We start from the raw sequence: 26,822 nt of genomic DNA on the forward strand, positions 1-26,822 counted from the left end.
CTACTTGGCTGCCGGAGTAAGCCGGACCGGGACCGAATCGTGGCCGAACGCCTGGTAGTTCACCGTCTGTCGCGGCTCCCCGGTCAGTTCGATCTTCTCGATCCGCTCCACCATGGCGCGCAGCAGGGTCGTGGCCTCGAGCCGTGCGACCACATTGCCGGCGCAGGTGTGGATTCCGAAGCCGAAGGACAGGTGGCCTCGGGCCATGTCGCGATCCACATGGAACTCGTTGGGGTTCTCGAACTGGCGCGCGTCACGCCCGGAGCCGAGCCACATGGTGAGGATCTTTGCCCCTGCCGGGATCCGGACACCGCCCAGGACGGTTTCCTTGATGGCTTGGCGTCCTCCGTAGCGGGAGGCCGGGTAGAAGCGAATGGCTTCCTCCCACGCGTTGTCCACCAGGGACGGGTTCTCCCGCAGCTTCTGCCACTCGGCCGGGTTGTCGGCGAAGGCGCGGACCATCGAGGCGATCGAGGCGGTGGTGGTGTCGAACCCGGCGGCGAAGATCGACTTGAGGATCTGCTGTGCCGTGTGTTCGGAGACCTTGCCCTCGTCGGCCATCTGGTAGAGCTGCCAGCCGATGCCGCCCTCGGTCTGGACCCCGCGCTGCGTGTTGTTCTCCACCCAGTCGATGGCCTCCGCGCCGCTTTCCAGCTTCTGCTTCTGCAGTTCGCTCGGCGGGCCGAAGACGTTGAAGACCGCGTCGCCGAACTTCAGCAGCAGTTCCCTGCCTTCCTCGGGCAGGCCCAGCACATCGGGGAACACCTTGAGGATGTACTTGACCGACAGGTCGTCGAAGGCGTTGATTTCAGCCGGGCCGTCGGCCAGCATTTCGTCGAGCAACCGCTCGGCCTCGGCCTTGAAGTATGCGCCCATCTTCTTGAGGTTACCCTCGTCAAAGACGCGCATGACCGCACCCTTGGATGCGGTGTGCTCCGGTGGGTCTTCAAGGATCAGCGTGCGCGGGCGGAAGGGCGAAGGGGCATAGAAGGGGCGGTCGGTGGATGAGAAGGTGCGCCAGTCACGCAGGGCCTTCTGGATCTCGGCGAAGCGGGTGATCGCGTAGTAGTCGTATTTCTCCATGTAGACAACCGGTGCGATTTCCCGCTGCGTGCCGTCGTGAAGGTGGACGTTGTGCAGCGATTCGAGCGAAAACGCGTCGTAATCGGAAACCGGTGCTTCGATGACTTCCTGCGTGGGTGAAACTGACATCTTCTTTTTCCCTTCAAACTCTTCAAATATGGGGTGTCGAAACGGCTACGGATCCAGGCGTTCCTTAGGAACCGGCCTGGCGCAGCGGCGGCGGATTGCCCGTGGTCATCCAGTCCATGCGGCGCTGCACGCCGGCGAGCGCCATATCCGGGTGCGGCAGGACGAAGAAGGAGTTGCTGCGGATGGCTTCGAGCACCTGGCCGGCAACTTCCGCCGGTTCCAACCCGGATTCCGCGGTGACGGCGGCGAGCCGCTCCATGACCTGGACCCGGGAGGCTTCGGCGGCCAACGGAACATCCACGGGACGGTTGCGTTCGGCGTCAACCATGCGCGTCTTGACCGGACCCGGCGCCAGTAGGGAAACGCCCACGTTCGAACCCGCGGTGCGCAGCTCGACCTCGAGGCATTCGCTCATGCCCAGCACCGCGAACTTGGAGGCGCAGTATGGGGTCATGGTGGCGGTGCCCGAGTTGAATGCAGCAACCGAGGCGGTGTTGACGATGTGCCCGCCGCCGTTGGCTTCAAGCAGCGGCAGGAAGACGCGGCAGCCGTTGAGGACGCCAAAGAAGTTCACGTCCATGACCCAGCGCCAGGCCGATTCGGAAATCGACAGGAAGCTGCCGCCTGTCTCCACCCCGGCGTTGTTGCACACCACGTCGACCCGTCCCAGGACGTCCAGGGTCCTGCGGGCGAGGTTCTCGATGTCCTCGATGTTTCGCACGTCGGTGGGAACACCGATGACCCGCCCCTTGGCGGACAGTGCGGCAACTGCGGTATCCAGTGCCGACTGTTCGACATCAGCAATGACCACGTTCATTCCCTCATCCAGGAAACGCTCGGCCAACGCGTAACCGATGCCGCTGGCACCGCCCGTGACGACGGCAACCTTGCCGAAGAATTCTTGTATTCCGGGCACGGTCACCACGCCCCGATCAGGGACTTGGTTTCCAGCGACTTCGGGAAGAGGAGACGCTGGACAACAGCTTCCTTGTCGGTTTCCAGGCGGCGCAGGTTCTCGAGCTGCCCTTCCAGGACCACTTGGTCATCGGAATGGTAGACGAGCTTCTTGTTGTTGCTGGCTGCGGGGCTGACGATCTCGGTGAAGACCCGGCGGCGTTCGGTGGCGTAGTCATCGAGCACTGACTCGTCGGCTTCCCCGGCGATGACCGCGGCCAGGGCCTCGGCCAGCACGTAGGTGTCAAAGAGGCCCGAGGTCAGGCCCAGGCCACCGGTCGGGTTGGTGGCGTGCGCGGAGTCCCCGGCGAGCAGGACGCGGTTCGCACGGTAGCTGGTAGCCGAGCGCTGGTGCATGGTGTACGGCGAGAAGGCATCGACCACCACCTTTTCCGGGTCCTGGACGATCTGTGCGAAGAAGCCGGGCATGCGCTCGGACACCGATTCCTCGGGAAGCGAGGCGTCCTCGCAATAGGTGTAGCGCCACAGGCCCGTCTCGCCGGAATTGTCGATCTTGGAGATGATGGCACCGTAGGTGTCATCTATCAGCATGGTCGTTTGGCTGTAGCCTTCGGCCTCGAAGGGGTAGCGGATGTTGGTGGCCACAAAGCGCTCGGGCCAGGTCACGCCCTCGAAGTCGATGCCCACCGCTGCGCGCACCTTGCTGCCAGCGCCGTCGGCGCCGATCAGCCATGCGCCACTGACTTCGGTCTCGCCGGACTGGGTCTGGAAGGTGGCAGTCACCGAGTCCTCGTCCTGGACCAGGGAGGTGAACTTGTGTCCCCAGTGGACCTCGGCATTGGGGTACTTGGCCAGGTGTTCCAGCGCGATCTCCGCCAGGACGTTCTGTCCCAGGTGGAGGTTGTGCGGATGCTCCACGATGCCTTCGAGGGAGCCGAGACCGAAGTTGATGACTTCGCCGGTCTTGTGGACCTTGTAGGTGTAGTCCTGCTTGAGGAATCCGCGCTCGGCGGCGTCTTCCAACAGGCCCATGCGTTGCAGTCCGTCAAGGACCGACCAGTGGTACACCATGGCCCGCGGGGCCATGGCAATGTCCAAGCCGCGTTCGAAGACCTTGACGTTGACACCTGCCCGGGCCAGGCCCAATGCGTTGAGGATGCCAACGGGTCCCGCACCGACAACAATGACGGTGGGCGACGAGGATGAAGATTCGGTGCTCATTCTGAGGAGCCTTTCCGGGGAAGGATGAAGGGAGTGGCTAGATCTCGAGTTCAAGGACGTCGCAGGCGGAACGCGAAACGCAGATCATCATCATTTCGTTGGATTCCTTTTCCTCGTCGCTCAGGATCGAGTCGCGGTGGTCTGCCTTACCGCTGATGATGCGGGTTTCACAGGTGCCGCAGGTCCCTTCCATGCAGGAGAAGATGACAGGGGCGCCCGCCTCCTCGGCGACCTCGACGATGTTGCGGTCCGCGGGCACCTCGATCTCGATCCCGCTCAGGGCCAGCTTGACCGTAAAGGACGTCTTGGCCGCGGCAACAACCGGCTTGGGTGCGAATCGTTCCAGGTGCAGTGTTCCGGCGGGCCAGGATTCGGCGGTCAGGGACTCGAGTGCGCGCAGCAGGCCCTCGGGACCGCAGGCGTAGATCTTGACCCCTTCCCGGGGAGTCCCCGTGAGTGCGGCAAGGTCGGGAAAGCCGCATTCATCGTCGGGACGGATGTCGACCTTGCCGGGGTATTTGTCGGCGAGTTCGCTCCAGAAGGCCATGGAGGTGCGGGAGCGACCCATGTAGGTCAGCGTCCAGTCCTTGCCGTTGCGTTCGGCCTCTTCCATCATGGGCATCATGGGGGTGATGCCGATGCCCGCGGCAATGAAGTGGTACTCGGCGGATTCAACGAACGGGAAGTGGTTCCGCGGGCCCGTGACTTCGAGGATGTCGCCGGCTTCGATCTTTTCGTGGACCTCTTGCGATCCACCGCGGGAGTTCGGGTCCTTCAGGATGCCCAGGCGATAGGTTCCGGATTCCGTGGGGCTGGAGCACAGCGAGTACTGGCGGCTGAGTCCCGAGGGAAGGTGGATTTCCAGGTGGGCTCCGGGCTGCCATGCCGGAAGGCCGGCTCCCTGCGGATCAACGAGTTCGAGTTCGGTGACGCAGTCGCTGGCGTCCTTCTTGGCCAGCACCTGCAGCGGTGCGCGGTAGACAAGCGCGTCGGTGCGCGCGGGGCTTTCAACAGTCATTGTCCTGTTCCTTACTTCTCGAAGCGGACCCGGGCGTGGGTCCACCCTGTGCGCAACGGGCGGCCGTTGGAAACGATCTCCCCCACGAGTTCAAAATTCGAGGTCTTCTCCAGGAGCTGGACGACCATGGCCTTGAGCTCGGCCCGGGCAATCGGGGATCCCATGCACTGGTGCGGGCCGTGCCCGAAGGTCAGGTGCGGGTTCGGGGCGCGATCCGCCATGTACGCATCGCCGTTGGGGAACTTGTCCTCGTCGCGGTTCGCGGCGAAGACGTTGAGCCCCACCTTGGCGCCGGCGGGAATGGTGACTCCGTGGGCTTCCACCTCGCGGGTGGTCTTGCGGCCGGTGTGGTGCAAGGGAGGCGCCAGTCGGAGGATTTCCTCGATCGCGGAATCCACGAGCTCGGGCTGCGTCCGCAGCTGTGCCTGTGCTTCGGGGTTTCCTCCGAGGTACTTCATGATCGAACCAATGGCTGCCGTGGTGGTGTCGGCGCCGGCCGAGAAGATCTGCACGCCGATGGCCACGGCCTCTTCCTGGGTGATCGGACGGCCCTCGGGTTCGAGTTCCAGCACCCCCGACATGATGTCGATGGCCGGGTCCTGCGGATTGGCGCGGCGGTCCTCGATGAGGGCCTCGACGGTCGGGTTCCAGAGGTTCTTGTTGACTTCGCGGAGCTTTTCCACGTCGTTGCGAACCGCGTCTGCCTTCGCGAGGCTGTCGGCCATGGTGACCCAGGCGTCGTCGGGCAACAGCAGGAACCGTGCCAGGACCTTCTGCGGGACGATGACGCCGAAATCCTCGATCATGTCCGCCTCGCCGGCCGCGATCAGCGGGTCGAGGTGCTCTGCGACCAGCGCCTCGATGTCCGGCTGCAGCATTTCCAGCCGCGCCGGGAGAAAGTACGGCGCCAGGAACTTGCGGTAGAAGGTGTGTACCGGCGGATTCTCCTGGATGGGGATCGAGCGCATGAACTGCGGGAACTCCAGGAACGGCTGGCCCGAGGCGTAGGTGCGCCAATCGCGCGAGCCCTTCTGGACATCGGAGTACCGGAAGAAATCGAAGAAACCGTCGTAGTCGCTGGTGTAGGCGACCGGGCATTCGGCACGAAGCTCTTTGTATACGGCCGGGTACTCGCCGGACTCCAGCTCGATGGGGTTCCAGTCGTCTTCAATGACGTCTGTGGTTTCGATGCTCACGTGGCAACTCCCTTGCAGTTCGGATCCGGGGCCTTGTAACCCCGATCACTTCTTTAGAATCGACAGTAGTGTGACGCAAGAAACATAGCCATACACTTCTACTCATTCCTGAAGGGCAGGTATACGATCCACGTATGGACATTCGTCACATTCGCTACTTCCTCGAAATCACCCGCCAGGGCTCGATCTCCAAGGCCGCCAAGGTCCTTCAAATGACCCAACCTCCGCTCAGCGCCTCGCTGAAAAACCTGGAGGAAGAGCTGGGGGTGAGGCTACTGGAAAGAACCGCCCGAGGCATCACCCCGACGCGCGCGGGCCAACTACTTCTGGAGAAAGGCGCCCGGCTCGTCGACGAGACCGACCGGCTTGCCCAAGAACTCATGCGCCAGGGCCAGGGCCTCAGCGGCTCGCTCCACCTTGCGGTGATCCTGCCGTTCGCCTGGGCATACCTCCCCCGTGTCCTGGGCAGGTTCCGGGAGGCCTCCCCCGACACCGATATCTCCCTCACCGACGTCAACCCGGGGAACGTGATCGAGGAAATCCGCAACGGGACCCTGGACGTGGCGATCGTGGCGACCGGCTCGGCAAGCCGGCTCCAGACGATGTACCAGGACGATACACGGGTGGAATTGATCTCCAAGCTCGGCATCTCCCCCGTGCTGCCAACACGGTTCAAGGACGCACCCAAGACGATTCCCCTGCAGGATCTTATGGGGGAAACCTGGCTTCTTCCCGTGCCCTCGCTTCGGCTCCCGGGCATGACCGAGATGTTGGTGGATTTCTGGCTTGGCCAGGGCCTGCCGTTGCCCACGATCAAGCCGGTGACAAGCCTGCAGACCACGCTGCCCTTGGTGGCCGCCGATCTGGGGATCAGCATCATGCCGCCGGAGATCCAGCAAATCGCGCGCACCACGGTGGTCACCCGCAAGATTGATCCGCCGATCCCACCCATGGAGATCGCGGCCGTCTGGAGCACGGCCCGCGAGCCCTCAGAAGTTGCCTCCAAATTCATCGAGGTCCTTCTGGGACCGCGCGCCGCGAGAATCTAGGTTTTTGACCCGTCCTCCACCCCTCCATCTCGCAGGACGCTCGATGAATAGGCCAGGGCGCTTGACGGGGCGACTCCTGCAACTGCCCCGGTCCGGAAGCTTCCACGTCCCGGGCCGGTCGAAGGACTTTGAGGAGGGGAGAAGTTCGCGTGTCCCACCCCTTCGGTCGGAAGGAGCCTTCCCGTTTGATGGCTTGTTCGTTAACGAGCTCACGGTCGTTGCAACTCCCAAGGATCCGGGGTGTCGCAACGACCGTGGGAACGTGCCATGAGGAGGGGGCCTTTTCATGATTCCGGCGACCTGCCCGGCTGCCCGTCGGAGCTGACGAGCACGGCATGGTCGGCATCCCGGAGCGGACTCAAACGACTCCCACCCGTCAAGACTCGGCGAAAGGGCTTCCGCAGTGGCTAACCGTGCGCCGGGATCTGCACTGGCGTGTCCGAAGACCCGGCGGTCCCGGAAGATTTCCTGCGGTTGAGGTCGGCGATGGCAATCAGCCGCGTCATGGAGATCATGGCGACAAAGAGGAGCGCTGCCACGAAGATCGAGATCGCGTATGGACTGCCCGTGTACTGCAGGAGCACGGCGGCGACCATGGGAGTCAAACCCGAACCAAGGCTGGTGGCTATCTGGTATCCGAGTGACATTCCGGTGAATCGGACTTCGGCGGGGAACGAGTCTGCAAATAGCGCGGCCTGGGCGCCGTAAACCAGGGAGTAGCAGCAACCAAAGCCGATGATGTAACTCAGGGCAATGAACCACGGATTTTGGCTACTCACGGCCCAGAAAAGGTGGAACACAGCAACTATGACGAGGGAAGTGCCGATTATCATCAGCTTTCTGCGACTCATGATGTCGGAGAGGTGACCCGCGAGCAGGATCATGGGGATCTGGACAATGAAAGTGACGAGGGTGATCGTGAGCATGATGGTCGGGTCGATGCCCACTTCCTTCGTGCTGAAGTTCACCAGGTAGACAATGACCAGGATGGAGAACGCGCCGAAACCCAGGTGCGAGAGAGCAACCAGGACGACGGATTTCAGGTGTTTGCGGAGAACCTCAAGAAGCGGGACCTTGACCTCTTGACCTTCCTCTTTCACCGTATTGAATTCGGGCGATTCCGAGATGCGCAGGCGGATATATAGTCCAACAGCGACGAGCACCGAGCTGAAAAGGAATGGGATCCTCCAACCCCACGCCATCATCTCCTCGTGCGGCAGCAGAGTGACCAGGAGGAAGGCGGCGTTGCCGAGAATCGATCCGGCAGCGGGGCCCAACTGGGGAATGGCTGCATAGAATCCGCGACGGTGTGCCGGCGCGAACTCGAAAGCCATGAGGATGGCGCCGCCCCATTCACCGCCAAAAGCGATCCCCTGCGCGAGCCTGAGCACGACCAGGATGATTGCCGCCCAGATTCCGATCGATTCGTACGTGGGCAGTAGGCCGATCAAGGTGGTGACCCCACCCATGATGAGCAGAGTGATCACCAGGATGGATTTTCGGCCAATGCGGTCACCGTAGTGTCCGAAAATCACCGCACCCAGCGGACGCGAAAAATAACCTACGGCAAGCGTGGCGAAGGTGGCCAAGGTAGCGATAAATGGATTTGTGTTGGGAAAGAAGATTGTCGGGAACACGAGCGCTGCGGCGAGCCCGTAGATCGAGAAGTCGTAGTACTCGATGGTGTTGCCCGCGAGGCTGGCGGCAGCGACCTTGCGGGCTGCGCCTTTCGGGCGTTGGTTTTGCGCATAGGCAACGGACACGTAAATCTCCTGAAGTGTGAGGGACGTCATGGGCGAGTGTCCCGAGCGTAATGCTCGACCCGAGGCCCGACGCAACGAAAATCCTTAAGTCCTTCTTCGAGACATACGGAACAGATATGCCTATTCCCGCGGATTTCCAGACAAGTGTCTTACCAATCAAAGTTGCGTCCGCATAAAAGTAGACACGTGTCTAACTCTGTGGCAGGCTGTCCCCGTCACTACTGTGAGGCAGAACACTCCGCTTCGACCGCAGGAACGGCCTCTAAAAGATTGGGAGCATCGCATGGATCTGGAAGGCAAGATCGCAGTTGTCACTGGCGCAGCATCGGGCATGGGCCTGGCCGCCGCCAAGGCCTTGATCGGGGCGGGCGCAACCGTCTACGGGATCGATCTGAGGCAGGAGGCCCTCGACCGCGAGTTCACGGCCCTGGATCGCGCCCACGGATTTGTCGCGGATATCTCCGACTCGCGCGCCGTGGACCGGGTTTTCGCCCAGGTCGATGCAGAGCACGGCAAGCTGGACGTGCTGGTCAACGCCGCCGGCGTCTCCACGCCGAACAAGGAGAAGCAGGCCTGGGTGGATGAGATCAACAACAAGACGATCGCATCCTTCAAGAGCGGCGAGCCCTACATCCCGGAATTCCTCGGAGGGATCTCGGACGAGGACTTTGACCGCGTCGTCGCGATCAACCTCAACGGCACCTTCTACACCATTCGCGCCGCCGTCCCGCTGCTGAAAAAGGCAGGCCGCGGCTCGATCATCAACTTTGCCTCGGTCGCCGGGCTCATCGGCCTGCCCATGCCCGCCTACTACCCGGCATCCAAGGCCGCGGTGGTGGGACTGACCAAGGCGGTCGCCGCCGAACTCGCCCCCTTCGACATCCGGGTCAATGCCCTGGCACCGGCCGGCATCAACACCCCAATGTTCACCGCCTCCGGCGAGGACCATGTCCAGGCCCTGCTGGCCCTGCAGCCGCTCAAGCGCGTTGCCGAACCGGAAGAAATCGGCCGCACGGTCCTGTTCCTCGCCTCGGACGACGCCGGCCACTACACCGGCCAAACCATGTCGCCCTCCGGCGGCGCCCTCATGCTCTGACCCCACCGCCACCGGCACCCTGAACGGAGAAATCCCCCATGCAGCAAATCGCACTCCCCGAGACCACCATCACCGATATCCCAGGCATTGAACCTCGCTTCCTCGAGGTCCTGGACGAGACCATCCGCGCGGACATCGACCGCGGCGACTACCACGGCGCCAACATCATCGTGGCGCGCCACGGCGAGATCGCCATGCGCGGCAGCTACGGCATGGCCGAGGTCGCAACCGACCGCCCCACCCGGTCCGATGACGTGTACCGCATCCTTTCCATGTCCAAGGGCTTCACCAACGTCCTGATCTACCGGGCTCTCAGCGAGGGCAAGCTCATGCTGTCCACGCGCGTGGTCGACCTGATCCCGGAGTTCTTTGGAACCGAACCGTTCCGCGCGGCCCGCAAGGACCGGATCAACCTCGCACACCTGCTCACCCACCGCGCAGGCATGCCCGCCACTCCCAACCCGGGGCTGGGCCCCGACGGCTTCGGTGTGCTGGCGGATGTCATTTCGGCGCTCTGCGGCGTGGACGTGATCAATGACCCCGGCACCAACCTCAACTACTCCGCGGCCATCAACCACGCGCTCATGGGCGAGATGGCCCGCCGTGCGTACGGGGCGGCCTCCTTCCGGGAATTGATGCAGGAGAAGGTGTTCGAGCCAATCGGGATGGACAACACCCGGTTCGGCATGCCTCCCGCTTGGCAGGACCGGGCTGTGCCGCTGAAGGTCATCGAGGCCAACGATTCCTGGCTCAAGCCCGAGGACATCGAATGCCTCAACGACGTCATCGACCGCCCCGACGCCGAGATGCCCTGGGTGGGAGCAGTCTCCACGATCGAGGACGTCTTCGCGTTCACCGAGGTGCTGCGCAACAGGGGCCGCACCGCGGCGGGGGAACAGCTCTTCGGGGAATCGGTGCTGGACTTTGCCACGTCCAACCAGACCGGCGAGGAGATCAACGACCTCTACGGCATGGTCGCCGCAGCGCGCAGCTGGGACCTTCCGCCCGGGAACATGGGGCTGGGCATGGCCCTGGCCGGAAGCGGCACGCACGCCCGGTTCTTCGGCCCGTTTGTCTCCCCCCGCACCTTCGGTTCCTACGGCGCAGGGTCCTCGCTGCTCTGGGTGGATCCGGTCTCCGGACTGTCGTTTTGCTTCCTCTCCTCCGGGGTGATGGACGAAGGCGACAATGTCGCCCGCTTCCAGAAGCTGTCCACGATCGCCGCCTCCGCGGTCATCGGCAAGTAAGGATTCAGCCATGACCGTCCTCCAGGAGAATGTCCGGCCCATGGGCCGCTGCCCCGTCGCCCACGGTTTCGATGCCATGGGCGATGACTACTACGCCGACCCCGCCCGCCACCTGGCCGAGGTGCGCGACGCAACCCCGGTGTTCTGGTACCCGTACCTCAACGCCTGGATCGTCACCACAAGGGAGGACTGCCTGACCGTCCTCTCCGACTGGCAGACTTACTCCTCGGCGTCCAACTCCGCGGCGGATGTCCCCGAGAAGCACCGGGAAATCTACCCGCCGGAACTCGTGGCGAAGATGATCGTCGGCCAGGACCCGCCGGGCCACACCGACGCCCGCTCCGTGGCCCAGCGCGGCTTCGTCAAGGAACGCATGGACCGGCTCCAGCCCGAGATCGAGGCCCGTGCCCACCGGATCATCGACAGGTTCGAGAACAAGGGGTCGGCGAACCTGCTGGAGGAATACTCGCTCGAGCTGACCACGCAGACCATCATGGCGCTGCTGGGACTTGGCTACGAGCACGAAGCCATGCTGCGGCAGTTGCGCGACGATCTGTTTGCAGTGCTGTCCTCCGCCCACGAGCCCCTGCTCGAACCGAAACGTTCCCAGGTCTGGGACAGGTTCGTCGCGGCCAACCTGGTGCTGCGCGACATCGTCGATTCACGACGGAATTCGGACGCCGACGACATCATCTCGGTGATGGCCTCGGCCAAGCAGGACGACGGGTCATGGGCCCTGCCGACCCCGCAGATCGCACTGCATGTTTCCGAATTCGCGGCCGCGGGCACCGACACCACGGCGCAGGCCATGACGAATGCGGTGCTCTTCCTCGCCGAAAATCCCCAGGCCCTGCAGGACGCCATCGACGAGCCCGAATTGTGGTCCCGGGTCTTTGAGGAAACCGTCCGCCGGCGCCCGTCATCGACCTTCACCTCCCGCCGCGCCACCCGCGACATCGAGCTCTCCGGGGTCAAGATCGCGGCCGGGGACATGATCTGGATCGCCTTGGCCTCGGCCAACACCGACCCCGAGCACGTGGATCGGCCCTTCGAGTTCGACATCCACCGCCCCAACCCCACCGACCACCTCGCCTTCACGGCCGGGCGGCACACCTGCCTGGGCAATCCGCTGGCCCGGGTGCAGGGCACCACCGGCCTGCGGGTGCTCTTCGAGCGCCTGCCCTCGCTTCGGCCCGACGAGAACGACGCGCCGGACTTCCTGAAGATGGCACTGTTGCCGGTGCGCCGTTCCTTGAACGTCCACTGGGACGTGGCCGACGTTGAACGCTCCCGGGAACGAACCATCCGCACACTGAACCTGCAGGTCCTGGAACGGACCGAGGCCTCGGACTGCGTCGCCACGCTGACCCTGGGGCATCCGGACGGAGGCCAGCTTCCGCACTGGAAGGCCGGAGCCCACGTCGATGTCCACATCCCCAACGGGGAGCTCGATCCCTACGTGCGCCAGTACTCGCTTTCCTCGGACAGTGAGGAGCGGAGCACCTACCGGATCGGCGTGCTCAAGGAAGTTTCCGGGCGAGGCGGTTCCGCTGCCGTGCACGAGAGGCTCGTTGCGGGCTCTGCCGTCACGGTGTCCTGGCCGCGCAACAACTTCCGCCTTTCCCCCGCGGGGAAGTATCTGTTCATCGCCGGCGGCATCGGCATTACGCCGATCCTGGCCATGATCCGGGAAGCCGAGCGCGCGGGAGCCGACTGGGAACTGACCTACGGCGGCCGCACCCGCACGTCCATGGCTTTCCTGGACGAGCTGGCCGCTTACGGCGACCGTGTCACCGTTGTTCCCCAGGACGAGTTTGGGCACGTCGACCTGCCCGGGTTGCTGGCCGAGGCCCGGGCGGACACACTGGTCTACGCGTGCGGTCCCGAACCGCTGCTCCGGGCGGCCGAAGGGCACGCCGCCCACTGGCCCAAGGATGCCTTGCGTTTGGAACGGTTCGCCCCCAAGCCCGTGGAGCGAACCGCGCCGGACAGTCCGTTCGAGGTCGAGTTCGCCGAGTCCGGCACCGTCATCGAAGTCGGCGCGGACGAGACGATCCTGGATGCAGCCGAGAAGGCCGGCCTTCCGGTGATCTCCTCATGCAAGACCGGAACCTGCGGCACGTGTGAGACCCCGATCCTCTCGGGGCAGGCAGACCATCGGGATTCAATCCTCTCGTCCTCGGAACAAGAGGCCAACGAAACCATGATGATCTGTGTTTCCCGTGCCGCCGGAAGCTGTCCTCGCCTGGTGCTCGGCCGCTGAGCGCGACCTGCCCGAGGTGGCCCTGCCTGCGGTAGCTCCTGAACCGTTCGGCAAGGCCCACCTCGGGTAGAGCGCTGCAGGGCAGCTGGGTGCGCAACCGGGCGCCTAGACCGTCCAACGGGTACCTCGAATTCCGGATTCGGGGTACCCGGCGATCCTTCGTGGTCGGCTCGGCAGCAGTCGGGGCCAGAGGTCAGGCTCGGCAGCCATTACCGAATCACTCGACCGGTTCGGTCGTTGCTGCGCCACACCGGGACGGGCCTCGAGCGTTCATTGGCATCCTCCGCAGATCTTCCGGGCTCTCCGCGGGAGCGGACATCTTCTCCGGGCCGGATCCGACTCGCCCCGGCCCAATACGGGATTTGCTGACGGCTTTGCGCCCCCATCCCGGACCGCGGGGTGCCCACCGGTCCATACACGGAAGGTATATCCAGCTTCTTCCGGCTGAACGCCGGATATGGGCAGGCAGGCTTGCTCCAACTAGCGTAGTGACGGGCCCCACAGCCCGGCGGAACGGCGTGGCCCGTGCCCGGCACCATCCGGGGCCTACCCGCTTGAGAGGCCTCGCCCGAAACCGATGCCGGATCCTGGGACGCAGAACTTCACGGGCACGGACGACGTCTTCGACCGCAAACCACGCTTGAACCTACCCGAACGATGAAGGAACAACGCCCATGACGACAAACATCACCACTGCCCCGGCTACCTCCCCGAACCAACTCAGGGTCGAGTTCGAGCGCCTGCATGGGGACTGGGACGAGCGGCTGCAGGCGTTGTTGGATCTTGACCCACGCATGTTCGCGGTTCATGCCGGGCTGGTTGGCGTGGCCCATCGCCAAGGCGTGCTCTCCGAGAAGATCCGCCACCTGGTCCACCTGGCCGTCGCGGCGGCAGCTACCCACCTCTACGGTCCCGGCACGGAACGTCATGTACGCGGTGCATTGAAAGCCGGCGCCACCGAGCACGAGGTCGCGGAAGTCCTGCAGTTGTGTGGAACCCTCGGCATCCACGCCCACAATGTCGGCGGGGCCATCCTCGAGAAAGTCCTGCGGGAAACCGGCAACATTCCGCAGGAGCCGGCTCCCCTGTCCGAGCGCCAGCAAGAGCTCCAGGATCTCTTCACGGCGCGCCGCGGATTCTGGCACGAAGACTTCGAACAGCTCCTGCGACTTGACCCCGATCTTTTCGAGGCCTACTGCGAGTATTCCGGGCTCCCCTGGACGGATGGGGTGCTCGAGCCCAAGGTCAAGGAATTCATCTATATCGCGTTCGACGTTGCCGCGACCCATCTGCACCGACCCGGCATCGAACAGCATTTCCGCAACGCCCTGCGCCACGGAGCCACGCCGGATGAGCTGCTGGCCGTTCTGCAGATCGCCTCAACCCTTGGCACCCACGGGGTCCTTGAGGGCGCCCTGACCATGGCCCTCGTGCGAGCGCACGGAGCCGACGCTTCCGAACAGGAGTAACTGGCATGACCACTACAACCAGCAGTACAAACCACTCCCCCATTTCCGAGGACCGCCGCCTACGGAAGCTCGGTGAGCTCTTCGACGTCAGGGGGCTGGGCATCGTGGTCACAGGGGGCGGCAGCGGGCTGGGCCTGCGCATGGGCACGGCGCTGGCCGAGGCTGGCGCCCACGTGACCCTGCTCGATGTCGTGGAGGACCGGCTCCTGGAGGCCCAGGCCGAACTCGCCCAAAGCGACCTGCGGGTCGACATCGCAGCCGCCGACACCACCGACTTTGAACAACTCGACGCCCTCTTCGACCGACTCGAGCATGGCGAGCACGGCCTGCATGCGGTGTTCGCCAACGCCGGGATCAGTGCGGGGATCGGTCCGCGCCTGAAGTCGGGCAGGATCACCGAGCTGGACCATGAGCGTTGGCAACAGGTCCTCGACGTCAACCTCACCGGCGCGGTGAACGCCATGTCCGCGGCGGCCAGGCACATGAACACGGGATTCGGACGCATCGTCGTGACCTCCTCGGTCGGCGGCATCCGGGCGGATCCAATGGTCGGCTATGCCTATGCGGCAACCAAGGCCGGCGTGGTCGGGCTGGTGCGCAACGCCGCGCTCGAGCTCGCCCATCGGGGCATCACCGTCAATGCGATCGCTCCGGGCCTGTTTGAGACGGGCATCCGCAAGGCCAACCCCATCGCCGCGTCGATGAGCTCCGACTTCATGAAGGTTTCCGCCATGAAACGCGCCGGCGAGCTATCCGAACTCGAGGGTCTGGCCGTGTACCTTGCCTCTCCTGCATCCAGTTACGTCACCGGTGCCGTGCTCAACATTGACGGCGGCGGCCAGCATGTGGGACCCAACGACATTGAACTCTAAGCCATCCCCGGAAGCTCCAAGTAGCGCGCCTCCGACCCAGGAGGAAAGCCCGGTGCTCTAACACCCTCCCCTGCGCCCGATTCCACCGCGGCCCGGGGCAATGCCCTGCCAGAGCGCGAAGCCTTTCCCGCCAACACAACGGCGCGCCGGCCCGCCCGGAAGGGGCGGTTTCGACCGCCTTGTGATCGCCGCAGGGCGCAGGGGTCTTCAGTGTGCCCCGAAGTCGGGGACTGCGAAATCCAGGTGAACCAGCGGTGGTCGCCTCAGCTGCCGCTGGGCCATCAATGGCACATCCATGGCGGTCCGCTCGGCACCGTGGCACCTTGCCCCCCCGTTCGCCCCAATGGCATACGAGAAATATATGTCCGAAAACCTTTTTCGCTTGACACGTGTCTAGTTTTATCTGAACACTGGTGACTTGCATCACGCTCGCAAAATTTGGCGGATGTCCGATCACGGGGATTTTGCCCGTTCGGCAGGTGTTCCACCCTCCCAAGGAGATCGCATGAGTAATAATCGGTTCGCGGCCGCTGCCGCCCCACAGGGGTCAGCTTCGTCATCCCCGTTCAACAACCGTCCGGCGGTGTCCACGATCGATTCGGGGGAACCCGGCGGCAGGACCCTCTCATGGCGCAAGGGTGGCCTGATGTTGGCGGTGACCTTCTCACTGCTGCAAATGCTCAACGAGGTAGGCACCCTCATGGCCATTCCGCTTTACGGATCCATGGCCGCCGGACTGGGCCTCGAGCCGCAGCAGGTTTCGTGGGCGTTGCTGGCGACCACGCTTTGCGGGGCCTCGACGATTGCCCTGCTGGCCAAGGCGGGTGACATCTTCGGTCACCGCCGTCTGATGATTTGGTGCGTCGTGGGGATCACCCTGGGCTACGCGATCTCCGCAGTGGCCCCCAACTTCACGGTGCTGTTGATCGGCCGTTTCCTCACCGGCGTCATGGCAGGGCAGGCGCTGTGCCTGGGAATCATGCGTGACCGGCTCAGCTCCGTGGACCGCAAGAAGGCAGTTGCCGTCATTGCTGCGGGCCAGGCCGTGGGAGTATTCATTGGCTTCGCGTTCGGCGGGGTGTTCGTTGCGCTCGGCCTTTCGTGGCGCCTTGCCTTCGTTTTCGGTGCCCTGCTGACCATACTCTCGCTGGTCGCATTCCTCCGCTGGGGCGACGATTCCGATGCCCTCTTGCGCCACAAGGACTCCGCACGGTCCCTGGACGTCGTTGGCGTCCTGCTCATGGGACTGGGCCTGACCGCCCTGTGCGTGGGAATCAGCCAGTCAATGGTGTGGGGCCCCACCTCGGCACTGACCCTTGTTTCCGTCGGGCTGGGCGTCGTCCTGCTTGTAGCTTCCCTGGTCTGGGAGTCTCGTTCAGCCCACCCCCTGGTTGACGTCAAGGAGCTGTTCTCCGCTCGACTCCTGCCCGCCTACACGGTGTTCCTGACCATGGGCATCACCGGCATGCTGATGTTCAACCTCGTGATGACCTGGGCGATACTTCCGGCGCCCCTTCTCGGTTACGGTTTCGGCTTCAACCCGCTCGTCTCGAGCCTGCTGTTCATTCCGATGATCGTTGCCGGCATCGTTGCCGCACGTTATGTGTCCCGAGCCCTGGTGCGTGTTCCGGCGCGCAACGTGATCTTGGGTGCGGGAATTGCCTTGGCCGCCGATTTCGTTTTCCTGCGATTCACGCACGAGCATGTCATCGCCGTACTCGTTGCCATCTTCGTCTTCGGTTTCGCCTACACCTCGCTGCTCACCACTGCGGTCTCCGTGATTGCGCTCGAGGCGCGTGAAGCACAGGCAGCGGGGACAGCATCGGTCTACGTGGCCATCGCCCTGGCGGCCTCGTCGATCGGCGCGGCCATCTTCTCGGCAATCCTGGGTTGGGGCACCGACCCCGTCACCATGGCACCGCGACCGGAAGTCTTTGACATCGGATTCATCGTGGCCGCCTTCGCCACGGTCTTCGCCATCGTCTCGGGGCTCACGCTGTCGAAGCAGGTGCGGCTCTCCCAAATAGTGGCCCACTGATCCCACACCGGTTCTTGGACCGGGTCACTCGCCAAACAGGTGCGCCCATTGCCGGGCCAGCGAGGCGAGGACCCGGTCTTCCCGTTCCTGGTGACCACGGATGTAGAGGAAGTAGAAGTTCCGTTCCAGACTCGTCATGAGGGTGGCCATGTGCACCTCCCGGTCCTCCCGCTCGTCTTCGCCCTGGCAGCCTACGTACAACGATGTCTGGGCCAAGGCGATTCGCCGGAGCAATGCCAGCCACTCGTCAAGCACCTTCGGTTCGGTCCCCATGGCCCGATTGATGGCTTCAAACTCCGGGGCGGACCGTACCCACATCTGCCGGGCCTTTTCGAGCCAACCTCTCATGGAATCGGGTGCGTGATCAGGCATTTGATCGAGGATCGCATAGAGCTCGACAACCTCGGCTTCAATCTCCTGCATCCGGCTCATGATGATCTGTGGCTTGCTATTGAAGTAGAGGTATAGATTTGCCCTGCTCCCGCCGGCAGCCGACGCTATCTGTGCCATTGACGTCTGCTCGTACCCTTTTTCCTTGAACAGTCGCAAGGCCTCGTCGATAAAACGCTGTCGAGTGGCAACGCTCTTGGAAGTGCGGTCAGTCATTAGGGGCTCCGGTGTAGGCGATGGCAACGTACGATCATGCTCCGTTCGTGGGAGAACCTACCGACGATTTGCTTGACGGCCGTGGTGGATAATTTCTTGCGCGGCGGGTGTCGCGCATCTTCATTGTCTCAAACGCATCCGGAACAACGATGTCGGCCCGCGGCTTCCCCCGCCGGGCTCTCGATGTAGCCACTGCTTTTGCTCGATGGTTCCGAGAGTGCCGCGGCTATGTCTGCCTTTCTCGATGATGAACTCGGCGGCCCTGGTCCCGATTGACGGTTTGGGGTGAGTCCTCGATCTTCGCAATCAGGTCGGGCCGGGAGACGAGGGCGCCGCGGCGTAGTGCCTTCCCTGTCAGGCCACTGAACCACCGCTCCAGGGCGGTTCCTTCCGTCGGCCACGAATGGAATCCGAGTGCAGTCAGCAGTATCGACGCTTGGTCCGACGGCTGAGGATCTGACACCCGGTCGAGCCCGAATTCCGAAGCCATACCCGTGTCGTATACCTGGCCGTCAGAGGTTGCATTTGCACTCGGCGAAGCGCCCGACGGCGTTGTTAGACTCGCCAACATGCCAAATCAAATGCCCCATACCAGCCTTTCTCGTCGACGCTTATTGCAGTCCAGCCTGGTGGCCGGGGCAACGACGGCCATAGGTGCCGCGCCCGGCCATGCCTCTGTCCGCGACCCGCGGGAGGCCACGGCCGATACCGAGGTGATCCTCCTCGGTGTTGGGGGTGGGCCCACGTTCATGCCTGGGGCCGAGTGCGAGGGCATCGCAAGCGCACTGAAGGTGGGTGATCGGTACTATCTGGTGGATGCGGGGCACGGCGTCCTACAACGACTGCGTCAAGCTCGGCTGGGAAACTGGCAGGTGCCGAATGGCGGTCCGCTTGACGCGCTTCGGGCCGTATTCCTAACCCATCTGCATTCTGATCACATTGTGGATCTCAACAGCCTCTTCACGTCGGGGCTATTCAATGGGCTCCAAATGGTCGATCGTCCGGTGGAGCTTATTGGTCCAGGTAACAGGGGGATGCTGCCTCCGGTGTTCGGCGGCGGGCCTCGCGGCCAGGTGGTTGCTCCGGATAACCCCACCCCTGGAACTGCCGAAACATGGGAATTGATCAAGCGCGCGTTCGCTACCGATTTCAACGACCGGATCGCCGATAACCATGCGAAGAACCCCGATCAACTCGTTCGGGCACGCGACATCGTACTGCCCTCGGATTTGATAGCCGATCCCAATGGAAACAACGTTCCAGCCATGGAGCCCGTACCGGTCTATGAGGATGACCGGGTCAGTGTCACGTGTATCCTCGTTCAACATGCACCGGTATTCCCCGCTTTCGCCTACCGATTCGAGACAGAAGCCGGGAGCGTGGTTTTTTCCGGCGATACATCGCGCACGCCTAACTTGGTAAAGCTTGCTCAGGGCGCCGATGTGCTGGTGCACGAGGCCATCTCCCGTGAGTGGCTTAATGAGGAAATGCCTGAGCCGCGTTCTCCACAGGTTCAAGCTGGCTACCAGCACATGCTTGGCGCCCACACTGCTGCGGATGAAGTAGGCAAGGTCGCGGAGGAAGCCGGCGTCCGTCGATTGGTACTGAATCATCTGGTGCCGATGGACTGGCCTGTACGTCGCTGGCGCCAGACGGTGCGACGAGACTTCTCGGGCGATCTGACGGTGGGCCAAGACCTGCTGCGGATCCCCTTGTCCTAACTGCCAACCTCCAAGGGAAGACGCCCTTCTGCCCTCATGCCGTGACCGATCAAATGCACCACATTTTTCGAGCGCGTTTTTCCGGAGCGATCGACCAGACCAACAAAGGTTCGAGCACGGCCTAAATCCGATTCCTTCCACCCGCTGCAGGACCCGAATGTCTTCAGCCGGTGCGTGCCAATATCCCGGCTCCGGCTTTCAACCTGAGTCTGCGCACGTCTTTCCGCGATTCGCTCCGACCCGTTATCCCTCTCATTCGCAGCCGCAACCTACAAATGGGAACGGCCGCATCACCACGTACCTCTAAGGAGATCCAATGTCCCCATTTCGAAGTCGTTTGAACGCCACCGCGGCGGTCGCCGGCGCAGTAGTCGGATTGTTGTCCCTCTCGGCTTGCTCACCAGCCGCTTCCCTACCAATGTCCGCCCCGGAACCGGAAGCCGTCTGGAACGCGCAACTTGTTCCCGGGCCCAACAAACCGGAAGACCTTCTCCAGCTTCGTTCGGGCATCGTTGTTGTCAGCGGCATGTCGGCTGATCCGGGTGGAGACTCAGGCAAAGCCGGGAGCCTTTACTCCATGGATCCGGAGACAGAACGACTTTCCCCGCTCTGGCCGGGAACCGGCAAAGCCGTTGAGCATGACAAGACTCGTTTTCCCGAGTGCCCTGGCCCGCCTGACAGTTCAGCGGCATCGCCGCACGGCCTCGGAAGCGAGATTGACAGTGATGGCACTGAGCTCCTGTATGTCGTCAACCACGGTGGCAGGGAAGCGGTCGAGGTTTTCGAAGTGGGTGGTTCCGCACAGGACCCGGGGCTGACCTGGGTGGGATGCTCCGTGCTACCTGATGGCTCATTCGGCAATGGTGTGGCCCCCGATCCGTTGACGGATGGATTCTACGTCACGCATTTCCTTGATCCGACCGACATGCCCGGCGAATTTGCGCGTGCATTCGAGGGCGAGCCTACTGGCCACGTTTTGCGTTGGACCGTGGAAGCCGGCTGGAAGAAGGTCGGCGGCAGCGACATCTCGACCCCCAACGGGATTGCCGTATCCCCGGATGGAAAATCGCTTTACGTCGCTTCGTGGGGCAGCAAGGAGATCCTGGAAATCAATGCCGCAACGGGCGAACAGCTGAGGTCAGCGAGCATCGATCTCATGCCTGACAATCTGCGTTTCACCGGCGAGGGGACACTGTTGATCACGGGGCAGGTCATAGACAGCCTCGAGACGTTCAACGGGTATCTGTCGGGCCAGCGGAAACCTGACGAACGCTATGACATCTACGAACTGAACCCCGCAGAATTCACGATCAAACGAGTAGCCCACGGAGAACAGAGTGGATTTGGAAATCCAACGACGGCGATCCAAGTTCCGGGAGGGATGCTGGTAGGAAGTGTCGCCGGGACCAAGATCCTGAAGCTCGACCGAGATTAGGGCATGAGGGGCGACGGGCGGGTCCGTCGGGGCACCATCCCGGCGGCACCGGAAGAGGCCGTGTTCTCTCGCAGGCCGGAGGTTGGCTGACTTAGTTCTCCCAGAACGGGTAGTCGGTGTACCCGACAGCGCCCTCGGTGTAGAAGGTGGACGCGTCGGGTTCGTTCAGCGGCAGGCCCTCTTGCCAGCGGCGCACCAAATCCGGGTTGGCGATCGCCGGGCGACCAACCACCACGGCGTCACCCCAGCCGTTGGCGGCAACCGCAGCGGCGTCGTCGTACGTGGTGACGGCCTGGAACCCGGTGTTCAGCAGGACGGGTCCACCGAAGCGTGAGCGCAGGTCCTGGACGAGGTCCCCGGCGGGATCCGCGTGCAGGATGCTCAGCGCCGCCAGGCCCAGGGGCGCGATCCCATCAAGGAGGCCTGCATAGGTTGCCGCGACGTCTGCCGGATCGCTTTCCACCGCGCCCTGGACGTTGTGCTCGGGGGAAATGCGCAGGCCCGTCCGCCCCGCCCCGATGGCCTTGGCCACGGCGGTGACGACCTCGATGACGAAGCGCGCCCGGTTTTCCGGGGACCCACCGTAGGCGTCGGTGCGGGTGTTGGCGCTGGGTGCCATGAACTCGTGCAGCAGGTAGCCGTTGGCACCGTGCAGTTCCACTCCGTCGAATCCCGCGGCCATCGCATTGCGGGATCCGCGCACGAACTCCTCAACGATGCCCGGCAGCTCGCCGGTCTCCAGAGCGTGCGGGACCGGGTAGGCGTGCTTGCCGGTGTAGGTCCGCGAGACGCCGTCAACCGCGATGGCGCTCGGCGCGACGACGTGGCCCTGCCCGGTGGTCTCGGTGTGGGTGACCCGGCCGGCGTGCATCACCTGGGCAACGATGAGGCCGCCTTCAGAGTGCACCGCGTCGGTGACGCGCTTCCATCCGGCGATCTGCTCCTCGGTGACAAGACCCGGCTGGCGGACGAACCCCTGGCCCGTGAAGCTGGGGTAGACGCCCTCGGACACGATCAGGCCCATCGAGGCGCGCTGCCGGTAGTACTCCACGACGTCGTCGTTCGGCACGCCGTCCACTCGGGATCGGGAGCGGGTCAGCGGTGCCATGACGAGTCGGTTGGGCAGTTCGAGGTCACCGAGGGTGAGCGGGGAAAACAGGTCCATGGGGCGGGACTCCAAACGTTGGGGTGGGGTTGCCTGGTGCAACCGACCCCGCGGCAACGGTATTCCTCCCACGCCGCATGGGTGAGGCGGAACACGGTTCTTTCGGCATCCATCCGATCCAAGTGGTCGACGGCCGACTTGTCATCCCTGCACCGGGCCACGCTGGCCACCAGGGCTTGGTGGGTGCAGTTTGTTCGGCGGTCGACGGGGTCGACCTACCCTGGAGCGGTTACTCATAAGATCATGGGAAACTATTATGAGCAACTGGTCCAAGTCATAAAAATGGGCTGACCACTTTATGGGTACCGGCACCTCCCCGCTCCAAGGTGCAGGAAATACAACAAGCATCGAGTTGGAACGGCAAACCTAGATGCCGGCCACCGCCAGCGAAGTCATGCACCAGCAAGCCCAGTTCAGCCCTTACAGGTCGTTCTTACTGCCAATGATTGCCGATCAAAACGAGCTGGTCGCGGGCAGAAATCCTAGGCCGCCTGCCATGGGACGGCAGGGAGCCGGAACGAACGGGCAAAACTGCAAGGACCGCCGAGACAATTTCAATCACCTCATGTCTGCGGCAACTCGTGCCAACGGAAACCATTTGCAGGCGACCGGTGGCGAGTGGCCTTGATGCGAGGCTCGCGGGAGCTATGCGCGTTGCTGGTCCACGGGCGGGTGCTCCGCGATGCAGAACAGGTTCCCTTCCGGATCGGCAAGGGTGGTCCACTGGACGTGCGGGTATTCCTCCAGGACATCCCACTGGTGCGTCGCGCCGAGTCCTATCAGGCGCTCGACCTCCACCGCTCGGGAACCCCACGGGACGGTGAGGTCCCAGTGTGCCACCTGGCGTTCGGCCCGTGGCTCGCTTTCCGGCTGGAAGAACATCCCGAATCCTCCGGGGCCATTTGGCGGCAGGTAGACGCTGTCGCCGCCGGCCGAGGATTCGGCCCCGGTGACCGCTGCCCAAAACTTGGCCAGGGCGATCGGGTCCTCGGCCTCAAGGTTGATTGCTCCGAGCGTGATTTGGTGGTTTGTCATGGGTGCAAGAATAGCTGGCGCAGGCGACATGTCCGGGTGCTTGAAAGGCCAGGAACTCCGGAGACACTCACCTCAATTGCTGTGAGCGCTCCACACGCCCATCGACAAGCTGAACATCCAGTGCAATGACTTCCCCGTTTTCCACCCGCGGAATATCGCGTCCGTGAACCGCAGAGAGCACCAGCCGAATAAGCGTGCCGTGGCTGACGATGACCAGACGCCGCCCTCGGTGGGAAGCTGCAAGCCATGCCAAGGCAGCGGTTCCACGCAGCACCACCGATTCGGCACTTTCCCCGCCCTCCATCAGTTCGGCCTTGGCTCGCTCGTCGATGCCCACGACACTCGCGCCCTCCGCCGGGCCGTAGTCGCGCTCCACCAGCGCCGGAACCTCCACCACGGCACCGGCACCCAGCAGCTTGGCAATGATCCGAGCGGTTTCACGGGCCCGGCCCAAGGTGGAGCTGACCACCAGATCCCAAGGGCCCTGGGCGGCGAGTTCCTCGGCCGCGGCCAAGGCCTGCGCCCGGCCGGTGTCGTTCAGCGGGATATCAGCCCTCCCCTGCAGCCGGCCGGTGCGGTTCCATTCGGTTTCGCCGTGGCGGACCAGGGCCCAGTGATACTGGATCATGCCGCCCGCCCCTCGCTGGTGCTGGGTTCCTCGCAGAACACATGCGCCTGATCGATCACCGGACGGACCAGCTCCCCCTCCGTGGGCACCCAGCCATCCACCAGCACGCGCAGCTGGGTGCCTGCCCAATCCAGGCTGGTTTCATATCCATGCCTGCCGTAGAGCGCCGAGGTGACGCGCGCCAACGGGGTATCTGCCTGCACCGGCTCCAGCCGCACCGCGGTGGGCGCCACCGCGGCAACGGCACGTCGCGAGCGCGAGCCTGCCAACGCCCGCTCACCGATCACGCGTGTGGCGGGGCTCCCGTGCGCACCGCTGCCGACCGGGAGCCTGAGCCCGGGATGGTCGGCATGGAAGTGACCGTCGACCAAGGTGCCCGGGAAGAGCGTCGCATCCGAAACAAAGGATGCGACAAAGGAGTTGACCGGATTTTCCAGCAATTCCCTGGGCGTTCCGATCTGTTGGATCTTCCCCCGGTTCAGCACAGCCACCCGGTCTGCCAGACCGAGGGCCTCGGCGCGGTCGTGAGTCACGTGCACCGCTGTCAGGCCCTCCTCGCGGGTCAGGGCCCGCAGCTCCAGCCGGAGCCTGGCCCGCAGGGGTTCGTCCAGTGCAGAGAGTGCCTCGTCCAGCAGCAGCGCCTGCGGTTTGGCCACGATCGCCCGGGCCAATGCCACGCGCTGGCGTTGTCCGCCGGAGAGTGCCGAGGGCTTCCGGTTGGTGTATTCGGCAAGGCCAACCTGCTCCAACACCGCGGCCACGCGCTTGGCGATCTCCGCCCGCGGGATACCCTCCAGCTTCAGCGGATAGCCGACGTTGCCCGCAACGCTCAGGTGCGGCCAGATGGCGTGGTCCTGGAAGACCATGCCCAGCTCACGCTTCTCGGGTGGCACCCACATTCCGTCGCCTGCCACGGTGCGTCCACCGATTGCGAGCTTCCCCGCGGAGGGCCGCAAAAAACCGGCAATGGTGCGCAGTAGAGTCGTCTTGCCCGAGCCGGAGGGTCCGAGCAAGGCCAGGAACTCGCCGTCCCGCACGTCCAGTTCGATCGCGTCCAGGCCCACATGCCCGTTGCCGTAGACATGGCCCAGATTGGTCATTTCAATGGTTGCCACGGGAAGTTCCTTTCACAAGATTTCTATTTGTCGCCACGGCGATTGGCCAGCGCGGCGGTGGCCGAGAGCCCGAGGATTCCCACCAGGGCAACCAGCAGGGCCAGGGCGGAGGCGCCGCCGTAGTCGCCCGACTGTTGCAGGTTGAAGATGGTTACGCCCAGGGTCTGGCTTCCTGGTGCCACCAACAGGATGGAAATGGTCAGTTCCCGCACCGCGGTCAGCAGCACGACCACCCCGCCGGTCACGGCGGCCGGGACCGCCAGCCGTGCCGTGACATCCAGCAGGGCGCGCAACGGGGTTGCGCCGGCGGAGCGGGCAGCCTCCTCGAGCGCGGAGGACACGGCGGCCAAGGGTGCGCGCACGGACTGGACCACCAGGGCGATGAACGCCATGACATAGGCACCCAGTATCACCCACGGGGTGTTGAAGATTCCCAGCATGGGGGCAATGAGCAACCACCCCACGGCAATCACCAAACCCGGCAGGGCCTGGGGCAGGGTTGCCGCCACATCGAGCGCCGGGTTGCTGCGGTGTTTGTCACGGGTCAACAGCAGCGCGATGCCCAGTCCCAGCACCGTGCAGCACAACGCCGCTCCCCCGGCCAGCATGATCGAGTTCCCGATCCCGGAGATCGCACCCGGGGAGGTGGATGCGCGAATGATGTTGTCCAAGGTCAGGTTTTCCCACGTCAAGGGGACTCCCGGGGCGGGCAACAGCGCCTGGCTAGCCAAGGCCAGCAACGGCACCAGGCAAATGACGGCGGTCCATAGCCACAACAGCACCGCAACCGGAATCCGGGCGCGGCCCAATTCCAGCTCCATGCCGGCGGGGCCGGAGCCCAATTGCGTGCCGGTGGGCAGCCTGCGCTGGGCAAGCACCGTGAGCACTGCGAGCCCCAAGAGCACCAGGCCGATTGCCGAGACCGCGGGCAGCGGGTTGCTGGTGGTGCTGGAGGCCAGGTAGCGATACACCAGCGTGGTCAGGGTTGTGTAGCGTTCCGGCAACCCGATCAGGGCCGGGATGCCGAAGTCGGAAAGGTTAGCCACCAGGGTGAGCACGAAAGCCGCAAGCAACCCGGGGCGCAGCAACGGAAAAGTCACGGTGCCAAGCACCTGCGCGGTTCCCGCCCCGGAGATGCGGGCGGCTTCCTCCAGGTTCCCGGGGATCCGCCGCAGGGCGGCGGCGATGACCAGGTAGGCCACGGGGTAGGAATGCACCGCCAGCAGGAAGACGACTCCCCAGCCACCGAAGATGCTGGCCTTGGCATCGATGCCGATTGACTGCAGGGACTTGTTCACCGGGCCGTTGGCACCGAGCAGCGCCATCCAGGCCATGGCGCCAATGAAGGGCGGGATCAGGAAGGGAAGCAACACCAGCCAGCGCAGCAGCCCCTTGAACGGGACGTTGGACCGTTCAAGCACCACTGCAAGGAACGCGCCGGCCATGGTGGCCAGCAGTGCCGAGCCGGTGGCGCTGGCCACCGAGTTCAGCGCGGCGGTCGCCACGGCCGGGTCCCCGAAGACCTGCCTTGCCGCGGGTTGGATTCCCTGCAGGGCCAGTGCCGCAAGGGGCAGGCCCACCAAAAAGGCCATGGCGACCCACACCATCGTGCGCAGCAGACCCAGGCCGTCCCCGGCGCGGCCTGGTTTCCGGAACGGCACGCTCCGGTTGCGCCGACCGAGGGCAGGAACGGACACACCGAGGGCGAGCTCCCGTTCCTGCTCCGTGGCCGTTTTTTCGATGATGTCGGTCGCCATG

Annotated in this window: 21 protein-coding genes; 9 read left to right on the top strand and 12 right to left on the bottom strand. The window is 64.0% G+C overall.

Features of this window, described 5'->3' with window-relative positions; genetic code table 11:
• The 5 genes from ACLQ7E_RS14885 to ACLQ7E_RS14905 all read right to left on the bottom strand — a co-directional run bounded on the left by ACLQ7E_RS14885 (position 1) and on the right by ACLQ7E_RS14905 (position 5,562).
• Complete coding sequence (locus tag ACLQ7E_RS14885; RefSeq protein ID WP_411733357.1) at positions 1 to 1,212, bottom strand: cytochrome P450; 1,212 nt, start codon at positions 1,210 to 1,212, stop codon at positions 1 to 3.
• A gap of 64 nt (positions 1,213 to 1,276) precedes the next feature.
• Entirely contained in the window at positions 1,277 to 2,128 is an 852-nt protein-coding gene (locus ACLQ7E_RS14890; RefSeq protein WP_411733358.1) for an SDR family NAD(P)-dependent oxidoreductase, read from the bottom strand.
• Between the two features lie 2 nt (positions 2,129 to 2,130).
• A complete protein-coding gene (locus tag ACLQ7E_RS14895; protein ID WP_411733359.1) occupies positions 2,131 to 3,348 on the bottom strand; it encodes an FAD-dependent oxidoreductase in 1,218 nt (405 codons plus the stop codon).
• A 37-nt stretch (positions 3,349 to 3,385) separates the two neighbouring features.
• Entirely contained in the window at positions 3,386 to 4,366 is a 981-nt protein-coding gene (locus ACLQ7E_RS14900; protein WP_411733360.1) for a PDR/VanB family oxidoreductase, read from the bottom strand.
• A gap of 11 nt (positions 4,367 to 4,377) precedes the next feature.
• Positions 4,378 to 5,562, bottom strand: a complete 1,185-nt coding sequence (locus ACLQ7E_RS14905; RefSeq protein ID WP_411733361.1) for a cytochrome P450 — start codon at positions 5,560 to 5,562, stop codon at positions 4,378 to 4,380.
• Between the two features lie 134 nt (positions 5,563 to 5,696).
• Between ACLQ7E_RS14905 and ACLQ7E_RS14910 the strand changes: the two genes are divergently transcribed.
• A complete protein-coding gene (locus ACLQ7E_RS14910; RefSeq protein WP_411733362.1) occupies positions 5,697 to 6,611 on the top strand; it encodes a LysR family transcriptional regulator in 915 nt (304 codons plus the stop codon).
• A 407-nt stretch (positions 6,612 to 7,018) separates the two neighbouring features.
• Here ACLQ7E_RS14910 and ACLQ7E_RS14915 read toward each other — a convergent pair whose 3' ends face one another.
• Positions 7,019 to 8,374, bottom strand: a complete 1,356-nt coding sequence (locus tag ACLQ7E_RS14915; protein WP_411733363.1) for an MFS transporter — start codon at positions 8,372 to 8,374, stop codon at positions 7,019 to 7,021.
• Positions 8,375 to 8,657: 283 nt separating this feature from the next.
• Between ACLQ7E_RS14915 and ACLQ7E_RS14920 the strand changes: the two genes are divergently transcribed.
• The 6 genes from ACLQ7E_RS14920 (at position 8,658) to ACLQ7E_RS14945 (ending at position 17,359) form a co-directional block, all read left to right on the top strand.
• Positions 8,658 to 9,470 (top strand): SDR family NAD(P)-dependent oxidoreductase, encoded by an 813-nt coding sequence (locus ACLQ7E_RS14920; protein ID WP_411733364.1) that lies wholly within the window; start codon positions 8,658 to 8,660, stop codon positions 9,468 to 9,470.
• A 38-nt stretch (positions 9,471 to 9,508) separates the two neighbouring features.
• Positions 9,509 to 10,717 (top strand): serine hydrolase domain-containing protein, encoded by a 1,209-nt coding sequence (locus ACLQ7E_RS14925; RefSeq protein ID WP_411733365.1) that lies wholly within the window; start codon positions 9,509 to 9,511, stop codon positions 10,715 to 10,717.
• Positions 10,718 to 10,727: 10 nt separating this feature from the next.
• Positions 10,728 to 12,980: a cytochrome P450 gene (locus ACLQ7E_RS14930; RefSeq protein WP_411733366.1), complete on the top strand. Its 2,253-nt coding sequence runs from the start codon at positions 10,728 to 10,730 to the stop codon at positions 12,978 to 12,980.
• A gap of 674 nt (positions 12,981 to 13,654) precedes the next feature.
• Positions 13,655 to 14,449: a carboxymuconolactone decarboxylase family protein gene (locus tag ACLQ7E_RS14935; protein ID WP_411733367.1), complete on the top strand. Its 795-nt coding sequence runs from the start codon at positions 13,655 to 13,657 to the stop codon at positions 14,447 to 14,449.
• A 5-nt stretch (positions 14,450 to 14,454) separates the two neighbouring features.
• On the top strand, positions 14,455 to 15,321 hold the full coding sequence (locus ACLQ7E_RS14940) for an SDR family NAD(P)-dependent oxidoreductase (protein WP_411733368.1): 867 nt from the start codon (positions 14,455 to 14,457) through the stop codon (positions 15,319 to 15,321).
• 505 nt (positions 15,322 to 15,826) lie between these two features.
• Positions 15,827 to 17,359 carry an MFS transporter gene (locus ACLQ7E_RS14945; RefSeq protein ID WP_411733369.1) on the top strand — a complete coding sequence of 511 codons (1,533 nt, stop codon included), beginning with the start codon at positions 15,827 to 15,829 and terminating at the stop codon, positions 17,357 to 17,359.
• Between the two features lie 24 nt (positions 17,360 to 17,383).
• Here ACLQ7E_RS14945 and ACLQ7E_RS14950 read toward each other — a convergent pair whose 3' ends face one another.
• Positions 17,384 to 17,965, bottom strand: a complete 582-nt coding sequence (locus tag ACLQ7E_RS14950) for a TetR/AcrR family transcriptional regulator (RefSeq protein ID WP_411733370.1) — start codon at positions 17,963 to 17,965, stop codon at positions 17,384 to 17,386.
• A 569-nt stretch (positions 17,966 to 18,534) separates the two neighbouring features.
• On the opposite strand from ACLQ7E_RS14950, the gene ACLQ7E_RS14955 reads away from it, so the two are divergent.
• A complete protein-coding gene (locus ACLQ7E_RS14955; protein WP_411733371.1) occupies positions 18,535 to 19,686 on the top strand; it encodes an MBL fold metallo-hydrolase in 1,152 nt (383 codons plus the stop codon).
• 418 nt (positions 19,687 to 20,104) lie between these two features.
• Positions 20,105 to 21,121, top strand: coding sequence for an SMP-30/gluconolactonase/LRE family protein (locus ACLQ7E_RS14960; RefSeq protein ID WP_411733372.1), 1,017 nt, complete (start codon positions 20,105 to 20,107; stop codon positions 21,119 to 21,121).
• Between the two features lie 91 nt (positions 21,122 to 21,212).
• Here ACLQ7E_RS14960 and ACLQ7E_RS14965 read toward each other — a convergent pair whose 3' ends face one another.
• The 5 genes from ACLQ7E_RS14965 to ACLQ7E_RS14985 all read right to left on the bottom strand — a co-directional run bounded on the left by ACLQ7E_RS14965 (position 21,213) and on the right by ACLQ7E_RS14985 (position 26,821).
• The gene (locus ACLQ7E_RS14965) at positions 21,213 to 22,286 is read right to left on the bottom strand and encodes an alkene reductase (RefSeq protein ID WP_411733373.1); all 1,074 of its coding nucleotides are present in this window, start codon (positions 22,284 to 22,286) and stop codon (positions 21,213 to 21,215) included.
• 645 nt (positions 22,287 to 22,931) lie between these two features.
• Positions 22,932 to 23,321 carry a VOC family protein gene (locus ACLQ7E_RS14970; RefSeq protein ID WP_411733374.1) on the bottom strand — a complete coding sequence of 130 codons (390 nt, stop codon included), beginning with the start codon at positions 23,319 to 23,321 and terminating at the stop codon, positions 22,932 to 22,934.
• Between the two features lie 67 nt (positions 23,322 to 23,388).
• Entirely contained in the window at positions 23,389 to 23,949 is a 561-nt protein-coding gene (locus ACLQ7E_RS14975; RefSeq protein WP_411733375.1) for a histidine phosphatase family protein, read from the bottom strand.
• Positions 23,946 to 25,064 carry an ABC transporter ATP-binding protein gene (locus tag ACLQ7E_RS14980; protein ID WP_411733376.1) on the bottom strand — a complete coding sequence of 373 codons (1,119 nt, stop codon included), beginning with the start codon at positions 25,062 to 25,064 and terminating at the stop codon, positions 23,946 to 23,948. The genes ACLQ7E_RS14975 and ACLQ7E_RS14980 overlap by 4 nt, the downstream gene beginning before the upstream one ends.
• A 23-nt stretch (positions 25,065 to 25,087) precedes the next feature.
• The gene (locus ACLQ7E_RS14985; protein WP_411733377.1) at positions 25,088 to 26,821 is read right to left on the bottom strand and encodes an ABC transporter permease; all 1,734 of its coding nucleotides are present in this window, start codon (positions 26,819 to 26,821) and stop codon (positions 25,088 to 25,090) included.
• Between the last annotated feature and the right edge of the window lies 1 nt (position 26,822).

It is taken from the genome of Paeniglutamicibacter sp., assembly GCF_046714615.1.
Lineage (GTDB): Bacteria > Actinomycetota > Actinomycetes > Actinomycetales > Micrococcaceae > Paeniglutamicibacter.